Origin of the sequence: Curtobacterium sp. VKM Ac-2922 (assembly GCF_022815645.1) — a bacterium.
Lineage (GTDB): Bacteria > Actinomycetota > Actinomycetes > Actinomycetales > Microbacteriaceae > Curtobacterium.
Window position 1 is genome coordinate 348,901 of sequence record NZ_JALGRO010000004.1, and the last position, 9,220, is coordinate 358,120.

The window sequence follows — 9,220 nt, forward strand, 5'->3', positions numbered from 1 at the left end:
CGCACCACCCGGCGGGGCCCGACCAGGAACCGAGCCGACCGTGCACACCGTCCGCATCGACACCCTCGACGACCCCCGTCTCGACGACTTCCAGCGACTCACCGACGTCGCGCTGCGGCGGGTCACCGAACCCGAGGGCGGCCTGTACATCGCCGAGTCGAGCACCGTGATCGAGCGCGCACTCCGTGCCGGCCACGTCCCGCGCAGCGTCCTGGTGCAGGAGAAGTGGCTCGACGACGTGCTGCCGCTGGTCGCCGACCACGACGGCCCCGTGTTCGTCGGTCCCGACGCGCTGCTCGAGGAGCTCACCGGTTTCCGGATGCACCGTGGCGCGATCGCGTCGATGGAGCGTCCGGCGCTGCCGAGCGTCGCCGAGGTGCTCCACGACGCGCGGCTCGTGGTGGTGCTCGAGGACATCGTCGACCACACGAACGTCGGGGCCGTCTTCCGCAGCGTCGCGGGACTGGGAGCGGACGCGGTCCTGGTCAGCCCGCGCTGCGCCGACCCGCTGTACCGACGGAGTGTCCGGGTCAGCATGGGCACGGTGCTGCAGGTCCCGTGGACCCGCATCGGGGACTGGCCGGCAGCGGGCGAGGAACTCCGCGCCGCGGGGTTCCACCTGGCCGCGATGGCGCTGACGGACCGCTCGGTCGACCTGGACGCCTTCGTCGCCGACGTCCCCGGCAAGGTCGCGTTGGTGATGGGCACGGAGGGGCAGGGCCTGACGCCGGCGGCCGTCGCCGCCGCGGACACGACGGTCCGGATCCCGATGCACCACGGGGTCGACTCGCTCAACGTGGCCGCGGCGAGCGCCGTCGGGCTGTGGGCGGTCGCCGCCGCCCAGCGCGCGCGGACGTAGAGCGCTCCCGCACCGCACCGCACCGTCCCGTCCACGGCCTGGAGGCCCTGGCTGGCTTCTCCACAGCCCGGCGGTTCCCCAGATCACCGGTACCACCCCCCGGTACGCTCGGTTGTCGTGTCACGAGTCGTCCGCCGTCCCCGCTCCGCCGTCCGCCGGCCGGTGACCATCGCGGTCGTCGCGGTCCTGCTGCTGGCGGTCGGGTACCTGGTCGCCGCTGCGCTCGTGCCGTTCGCGCCGGCGAGCGCCAGCACCACCGCCTACGCGGCTCCCACGGCGACGCTGCCGTCGCTGTCGTTCCCGTCGTACGGTGCCACCGCGGTCGAGGCGCCCGACTTCCCCGAGAGCCTGCGGACCAGTGGCGACACGAAGCCGCGGTCCATCGCGAGCATCTCCAAGGTCGTCACGGCGCTCGTGGTGCTCGACGCCAAGCCCCTGTCGAGGGGCCAGGCGGGGCCGACGATCGCGTTCACCCCGGAGATGCAGGGGCTGTACGCCACGTACCTGGCACAGAACGGCGAGGTCGCCCCGATGCCGGCGGGCCTGCGGCTGTCGGAGTACCAGACGCTGCAGGTCATGCTCATGAAGTCGGCGAACAACTACGCCGGCTCGCTCGCGATCTGGGCCTTCGGGTCGATCGACGCCTACCAGAAGGAAGCGTCGACGTGGCTGACCGCGCACGGGCTCGACGACACCACGATCCACGAACCGACCGGCCTGGATGCCGGCAACACGTCGACGGCGACGGACCTGGTCGACCTCGGTCAGCTGGCACTCGCGAACCCCGTCGTGAAGGACGTGGTGGGCACCAAGAGCGTGACGGTGCCGAACGTCGGGGACATCCAGAACTCGAACAAACTGCTCGGCATGGACGGAGTCGAGGGCATCAAGACCGGGACCCTCGACGAAGCCGGCGCGTGCCTGCTGTTCGCGGCGACCTACGAGCGCGGCGGGCGGACGGTCACCGTGATCGGGGCGATGCTCGGCGGGGTGGACCACGATGCGCTCGATGCCGACGTCCAGCGCCTGCTGCACTCGGTCGCCGACAACTTCCACGTCGTCACGCTGACGCACGCGGGGCAGTCCTTCGGCACGTTCTCCACCCCCTGGAAGGACGAGACCGACGCGGTCAGCGCGACGGCGTCCGAGGTCCTGGTCTGGGGCGCGACCACCGTTCGGGCGAAGGCGCAGCTCGACTCGGTGACGCTCGGGACGAAGGGCGAGAAGGTCGGACGGGTCCGCTTCACGATCACCGACCACGCACCGGTGTCGGTGCCGCTGGTGCTCGAGCAGGCGATCCCGGACCCGGGCATCTGGTGGCGCTGGACGAACCCGTTCCAGGGCGCCTGAACACGCCCCGAGCTACGGCCCCTCGTGGACCGGCGCGCTGATCCGTTCGAGCTCCGGACGCTTGGCGGTGATGCCGTCGCCGGACGAGGTGTGCTTGATCCGCCGGACAACCCAGGGAACCAGGTACTCCCGCGCCCAGCCGAGGTCCTCGGCACGGGCTTCGCGCCAGGGTCGGGGCGCCAGGGGCTCCGGCGTCGACGGGGCGAGTTCGTGGTCGACGCCGAGCGTGTCCAGCACGGCCGCGGCGATCGTGGCGTGGCCCACGGGGGAGTGGTGCAACCGGTCCGGAGCCCACATCCTCGGGTCCCGCAGGCCGCGGATCGCCCACATGTCGGCGACCATCGCGCCGTGCTTCAGCGCGATGGCGTGCAGGTGCTCGTTGTAGATCGCCGCCTTGCCACGCACCATCCCGAGCACCGGGGTCATGCCGACGTCCGGGCCGGTGAACAGCACGACGTCGGCGCCGTCGCGACGCAGGTCGGCCATCATCCGGTCGAAGCGAGCGGCCACCTCGTCTGGATCGGAGCCGGGGCGGATGATGTCGTTCCCGCCGGCGGACACCGTGATCAGGTCAGGGTGGAGCGCGAGCGCGTCCGCGACCTGCTCGTCGATGATCTGCTGCAGCAGCCGACCGCGGACGGCCAGGTTGGCGTACGAGAAGTCGTCGGTCCGGCTCGCCAGGAACGCCGCGACCCGGTCGGCCCACCCGCGGTTCCCGCCCGGTGCGGTGGGGTCGGGGTCCCCGAGCCCCTCGGTGAACGAGTCACCGATCGCGACGTACCTGGACCACGGATGACGATCTGACACCCTGCCGAACGTAGTCTCGTGCCATGACCCAGGCCAACTCCGCGACCGCGACGAGCACGAAGCGTCGACCCTGGACCCTCCCCGAGGACCTGCTCGCGCGGATCGCCGAGCGGGCGCCCCGGTACGACGCCGACAACACGTTCCCGTCCGAGGACCTCGACGAACTCCGCGCGGCGGGGTACCTGCGGATCGGCGTCCCGATCGCCGACGGCGGCAGCGGGCTCGGGCTGCGGGCCACCGCCGCGGTGCAGCGCACGCTCGCCCAGGCCGCGCCGGCGACGGCGCTCGCGCTCGGGATGCACCAGACCTGGGTGCAGGCGGCCCGCAGCGTGTCCGCGCGCGGCGAGACGTTCCTCCAGTCCGTCACGGACCACGCCGCGGCGGACCGGCTGCTGGCCTTCGGGGTCAGCGAACCCGGCAACGACCGCGTCCTCTTCGACTCGACCACGACGGCGGAGCCGGACGGGCAGGGCGGGTTCCGGTTCACCGGCACCAAGGTGTCGACGTCGCTGGCGCCCGCGTGGGACGTGCTGAGCGTGTTCGGCAAGGACACCTCGGGCCCGGAACCGCGGCTGGTGCACGGGTTCGCGCTGCGCTCGGACGGCGGCGTCCGGCACCTGGACGACTGGGACGTGCTCGGGATGCGGGCGACGCAGAGTCGCACGACCCTGCTCGAGGGCGTGCACGTGCCGGCCGAGCGGATCGTGCGGTCACTGCCCGTCGGGCCGTCCGCCGACCCGCTCGTGTTCGGGGTGTTCGCGGCGTTCGAGCTGTTGGTGGCGTCGGTGTACGTCGGGATCGCCACGCGGGCGATCGACCTGACGGTGCAGGCCGTCCGGCAGCGGCGCTCGATGGACGGCGTGCCGCGGAGCGACGACCCGGACGTGCGTCGTGCCGTCGCGGACATGCGGGGCACGGTCGACGCCGTGGCGTTGCAGGTCGATGCGCTCGCCCGCGACGTCGACGAGCTCGAGGACCACGGTCGGCGCTGGTTCCCGCTGCTGGTCGGGACGAAGGCCCGCACGGTCGACACCGCGCAGCACGTGGTGGACGAGGCCATGCGCGTCGTCGGGGGCGGTGCGTTCCGTGCGGGTGGCGAGCTGGCCCGGCTGGCGCGGGACGTCCGGGCCGGGCAGTACCACCCGTCGACGCGGGACTCGGCGGCGCGGACGATCGCGAACGACGTGCTCGGGCCGGTGTCGGTGGTCGCTGGCAGCATCGCCCCGTGAGCAAGCAGGACGGGGACGCTTCGTGAGCGTGCAGGACGGGGACGCTTCGTGAGCAAGCAGGACGGCAGCAACCGGCTCGTCTCCGACCACCCGGTCGCCGACGTCACTGCAACGGTGCTGCACGTCGACATGGACGCCTTCTTCGCGTCCGTCGAGCTGCTCGACCGCCCCGACCTGGTCGGCCTGCCGGTGATCGTCGGGCACGACTCGGACCGCTCGGTCGTCACCGCCGCCACGTACGAAGCCCGCCGGTACGGCATCAACTCCGCGATGCCGATGGCCGTGGCCAAACGGCGGTGCCCGAACGCCGTGATCGTCGAGCCGCACTTCGAGAAGTACCAGGCCAAGTCCCGAGCGGTGATGGGCGTGTTCGACCGGTTCACCCCGCGCGTCGAGCGCCTCGGCATCGACGAGGCGTTCCTCGACGTCGCCGGCGCCGTCCGGCTCTACGGCACCCCGTGGGAGATCGGCACCGCCATCCGGGCCGCCGTGTTCGCCGAGACCGGACTGCACTGCTCGGTCGGTGCCGCATCGACGAAGTTCGTCGCGAAGCTCGCCTCCAGCCGGGCGAAGCCGGCGGGACTGCTCGTCGTGCCCGCGGCCGACACCGTGGCGTTCCTGCACCCGCAGCCGGTGTCCGCGCTGTGGGGCGTCGGTGGCAAGACGCAAGAAGTGCTCGAACGTCGGGGCATCCGCACCGTGGGCGACCTCGCCACGACCCCGCTCGACTCGCTCGTGCACGCGATCGGGCCGGCCGGTGGGCAGCGCCTGCACGACCTGTCCTGGGGCCGTGACCCACGCGTGGTCGACACCGCCGTCGGCGAGAAGTCGATCGGGCACGAGGTCACCTTCGGCACCGACCTGACCGACCGCGACGCCGTGGCACGCGAGCTCCTGCGACTGGCCGAGAAGGTCGCCGTGCGGATGCGCCGCGCCGAGGTCCAGGCGCGCACGGTCGCCCTCAAGGTCCGGTACACCGACTTCACCACCCTCACCCGGTCGCGCACCCTGGCCGAGCCGACCGACGTCGCCCGGCGGATCCACCGCGAAGCCGTCGAGCTGTACGACGTGCTGCACCGTCCGGGCAACCGCATCCGGCTGATCGGCGTCCGGGGCGAGAACCTCGTGCCGATGGCGGCCAGCAACGCGCTGTGGGACGACGACGCGCCGTGGCGTGACACGGAGACCACGGTCGACGCGGTCACCGCCCGCTTCGGCGCGGGCGTGCTGCGGCCCGCATCGCTGGTGCGCGGCACGCCCGAGCAGCGCCCGCCGCACGCCCGACAGGACATCGGGTGACGGTAGAATCTGCTGCAGTGAGCGCAGCGGAGTACGAACACCAGCAGCCCGCCGCAGCCGACACGGCAGCGGCTGGGTCGGTCGACACCACCGGTCGCCGGGGTGGCTTCGTCGACACCACCGAGCACGCGGCCCAGACGGCCGAGCACGCGGCCCAGACGACCGAGCACGCGGCGCAGGGCACCGGGCACGCGGCCCAACTCGACCTGGCACCGGCGGAACTCGCCGAGATCGCCGGCAACGCCGCAGCCGAGCACCTGTCGCCGGCGTTCCCCGACCGAGCGGCCTGGGGCACGGCCTCGAAGCTCCGCGCCTGGCAGGTCGAGGCACTGACCAAGTACTTCGAGACCGAGCCGCGCGACTTCCTGGCCGCGGCGACACCCGGTGCCGGCAAGACGACGTTCGCACTCCGCCTGGCGACCGAACTGCTGGCGCGTGGCACGGTCGACCGCATCGTCGTGGTCGCCCCGACCGAGCACCTCAAGCGCCAGTGGGCGGACGCTGCCGACCGCGTCAACATCCGCATCGACCCGATGTTCAAGAACGGTGACGGCATGTTCGGCCGCCACTACCAGGGTGTCGCGATCACCTACGCCCAGGTCGGCATGAACCCCGAGGTGCACAAGCGCATCACCGAGGGCGGTCGCACGCTGGTCGTGCTGGACGAGGTCCACCACGGCGGCGACGCCCTGACGTGGGGCGACGGCATCCGCCAGGCCTTCGGCGGTGCCACCCGACGGCTCTCGCTGTCCGGCACCCCGTTCCGCTCGGACACGGCACCGATCCCGTTCGTGCAGTACGCGCCGGACGAGCAGGGCATCCGGACGTCGGTCTCCGACTACAACTACGGCTACGGCCGCGCCCTGGCCGACGGTGTCGTCCGGCCCGTGCTGTTCATGGCGTACGCCGGGCAGATGCGCTGGAAGACCCGGATGGGCGACGAGATGTCGGCGTCCCTCGGCGAACAGGTCACCAAGGACATCACGGCGCAGGCCTGGCGCACGGCACTCTCGCCCGAGGGCGAGTGGATGCCGGCGGTGCTCTCTGCAGCCGACAAGCGCCTGACCGAGGTCCGCCGCGGTGTGCCGGACGCCGGTGGCCTGGTGATCGCGACCGACACCACGACGGCGCGCGCCTACGCCCGCATCCTGCAGCAGATCACGGGCGAGCGCCCCACGGTCGTCCTGTCCGACGAGGCCGCCGGGTCCAGCCGCATCGGCGCGTTCGCCGCGGACACCTCGCGCTGGATGGTCGCCGTGCGCATGGTGTCGGAAGGCGTCGACGTCCCACGGCTGTGCGTCGGCGTGTACGCCACCAGCGCCAGCACACCGCTGTTCTTCGCCCAGGTCATCGGCCGCTTCGTCCGCGCCCGCCGCCGCGGTGAGACCGCTTCGGTGTTCCTGCCGAGCGTGCCCGGGCTGATGGCCCTCGCCGCCACCCTCGAACTCGAACGGGACCACGCCCTCGACCGCCCGAAGGACGCCGACGACGGGTTGTACAACCCCGAGGACGCGATGGTCGCCGAGGCCAACAAGGAAGACCGTGCCTCCGACAGCCTGCTCGACGTGCAGCCCTTCGAAGCCCTCGACTCGCAGGCCTCGTTCGACCGGGTGCTCTACGACGGCGGCGAGTTCGGCACCGGCGGTGAGATCGGTTCCCTCGAAGAACTCGACTTCATCGGCATCCCCGGGCTGCTCGAACCCGACCAGGTACGGGATCTGCTCCGCGCCCGCCAGGCGACCCAGGCCAAGCGATCGAAGGGCCGGACCGTCAAGGACGGCATGCCCGCGTCGCAGGCGCCCGAGCCGGACCGGCCGATGTACCTGACCATCAAGGAGCAGCGGTCCGAGCTGCAGCGCCTCGTGTCGATCTGGTCGCGACACTCCAACGAACCGCACGGCGCGATCCACGCCGAACTCCGCCGCATCAGCGGGGGACCGGCCGTCGCCCAGGCCAGCATCGAGCAGATCCAGAAGCGGATCGACATCCTGCGCTCCCGGATCGGCGGCCGTCGGTGACGGTGGCGCCGTGATCGTCGGTGTCGACGACCGAACCTGGCTGGTCAAGCGGACCGAGGATGCCTCGCCCGAGGCGATCATCGACCGCTTCGGCGGCGGGTACCGCCTGCGCCGCTTCAGCCTGGTCGAGTCCCGGCGGACCGCACACGGCGTCTTCACGGGCCTCGACCTGGCGGAGACCGCCTGGTGGCGGTTGCGCGACACACGTCGTTGATCTTCCGCCGTTCTGGGCAATGTGCGCGGCGATCATGACGTTGCGAGCCTCGATCGAGTAGACCGGACTCATGGCAGATTCGATCCCTCACGTCCTCGTCCTCGGTGGCGGCTCCGCCGGCTACTCGACCGTCAAGCAGCTGCAGAAGCACGCCGCGACGGTGCCGATGCGCATCACCCTGGTCGACCAGAACACGTACTACACGTACCTGCCGTTCCTGCCCGAGGTGGCCGGTGGCCACATCAACCCCAAGGACGTCACCGTCGAGCTCCGTCGTGCGCTCCGGAAGACGCGCGTCATCCAGGGCAAGGTGACCGGGATCTCGTCGAAGGACAAGACCGTCTCCATCGCCACGGCCGGCGGTGACGACCGCACCCTCGGATACGACCAGCTCGTCGTCGCGCTCGGCTCGGTCACGCGCACCTTCCCGACCCCGGGCCTCGACGAGCTCGGCGTCGGCTTCAAGACCGTCGAAGAGGCGGCGTACGTCCGCGCGAAGCTCCTCGACAACATCGCCAAGGCCGCTGCCACGCGTGACGAGGACGAGCGTCGTCGTCTGCTCACCAGCATCTTCATCGGCGGCGGCTACACCGGCGTCGAGGCGATCGGCGAGCTGTTCGACGTGTCGCAGGCCGCCATCAAGACCTACCCGTCGCTCGCTGGCGAACAGCCCCGCTGGGTGCTCATCGACGCGCTCGACCGTGTCGCACCCGAGGTCGGCCCCGAGCTGTCCAAGTGGACGCTCGAGTCCCTGCGCGCCCGTGGCATCGACGTCCGCCTCAAGACCACGATGCCGAGCTGCGAGGGCGGCGTCGTCAAGCTGTCCGACGGCGACGAGTTCGCGACCGGCCTGCTCGTGTGGACGGCCGGCGTCAAGCCGAACCCGCTGCTCGACGCGTCCGACCTGCCGCGCGGCCCGAAGGGGCACCTCGCTGCCAATGCGAAGCTGCAGGTCGAGGCCGAGGACACCCACGAGGTCGTCCCCGGCGTCTGGGGTCTGGGTGACGTCGCGCAGGTCCCCGACCTGACCGCCGACAAGCAGCCGGCGTACTACCCGCCGAACGCGCAGAACGCCGTTCGCCAGGCCGTCGTCGCCGCGGACAACGTGGTCGCGACGATCACCGGGTCGCCGCTCACCGAGTACCGCCACCCCTCGATCGGCACCGTCGCGTCGTACGGTGTCGGCAAGGGTGCTGCCAACATCAAGGGCATCAAGATGACGAACCTGCTGGCGTGGATGGCCCACCGCGCGTACCACGTGTACGCGATGCCCACGCTGAACCGCAAGGCACGCATCATCATCGGCTGGGTCACCGGCGCGGTCTCCGGCCGCGACGCGACCTCGCTGATCAAGGAGACCGACCCGCGCCGCTCCTTCGTCGACGCGACGAAGTAGGGCGCGACCCCAGATCGGACGGGAGGCCCCGGGCCCGCAGGGCCCCGG

Annotated in this window: 8 protein-coding genes; 7 read left to right on the top strand and 1 reads right to left on the bottom strand. The window is 71.6% G+C overall.

Annotated features, from left to right (window positions below; all coding sequences use genetic code 11):
* Positions 1-40 precede the first annotated feature (40 nt).
* The gene (locus MT346_RS07140) at positions 41-859 is read left to right on the top strand and encodes an RNA methyltransferase (protein WP_243562110.1); all 819 of its coding nucleotides are present in this window, start codon (positions 41-43) and stop codon (positions 857-859) included.
* Positions 860-976: 117 nt separating this feature from the next.
* Positions 977-2,209: a D-alanyl-D-alanine carboxypeptidase family protein gene (locus MT346_RS07145; RefSeq protein WP_243562111.1), complete on the top strand. Its 1,233-nt coding sequence runs from the start codon at positions 977-979 to the stop codon at positions 2,207-2,209.
* 12 nt (positions 2,210-2,221) lie between these two features.
* On the opposite strand, the gene MT346_RS07150 is transcribed toward MT346_RS07145, so the two are convergent.
* On the bottom strand, positions 2,222-3,016 hold the full coding sequence (locus MT346_RS07150) for an SGNH/GDSL hydrolase family protein (RefSeq protein ID WP_243562112.1): 795 nt from the start codon (positions 3,014-3,016) through the stop codon (positions 2,222-2,224).
* Between the two features lie 23 nt (positions 3,017-3,039).
* On the opposite strand from MT346_RS07150, the gene MT346_RS07155 reads away from it, so the two are divergent.
* From MT346_RS07155 to MT346_RS07175, 5 genes are all read left to right on the top strand, one after another.
* A complete protein-coding gene (locus tag MT346_RS07155; RefSeq protein ID WP_243562113.1) occupies positions 3,040-4,245 on the top strand; it encodes an acyl-CoA dehydrogenase family protein in 1,206 nt (401 codons plus the stop codon).
* Between the two features lie 48 nt (positions 4,246-4,293).
* Positions 4,294-5,544, top strand: a complete 1,251-nt coding sequence (gene dinB / locus MT346_RS07160; protein ID WP_243562114.1) for a DNA polymerase IV — start codon at positions 4,294-4,296, stop codon at positions 5,542-5,544.
* Between the two features lie 206 nt (positions 5,545-5,750).
* Entirely contained in the window at positions 5,751-7,562 is a 1,812-nt protein-coding gene (locus MT346_RS07165; RefSeq protein WP_243562138.1) for a DEAD/DEAH box helicase, read from the top strand.
* Positions 7,563-7,572: 10 nt separating this feature from the next.
* Complete coding sequence (locus tag MT346_RS07170) at positions 7,573-7,776, top strand: hypothetical protein (RefSeq protein WP_243562115.1); 204 nt, start codon at positions 7,573-7,575, stop codon at positions 7,774-7,776.
* A gap of 70 nt (positions 7,777-7,846) precedes the next feature.
* Entirely contained in the window at positions 7,847-9,172 is a 1,326-nt protein-coding gene (locus tag MT346_RS07175) for an NAD(P)/FAD-dependent oxidoreductase (protein ID WP_243562116.1), read from the top strand.
* Positions 9,173-9,220: the final 48 nt, after the last annotated feature.

What these genes read in the sequence shown, in the direction of transcription:
- MT346_RS07175 (WP_243562116.1), top strand. Translation starts at nt 7,847, where the DNA reads ATGGCAGATTCGATCCCTCACGTCCTCGTCCTCGGTGGCGGCTCCGCC.
- MT346_RS07155 (WP_243562113.1), top strand. Translation starts at nt 3,040, where the DNA reads ATGACCCAGGCCAACTCCGCGACCGCGACGAGCACGAAGCGTCGACCC.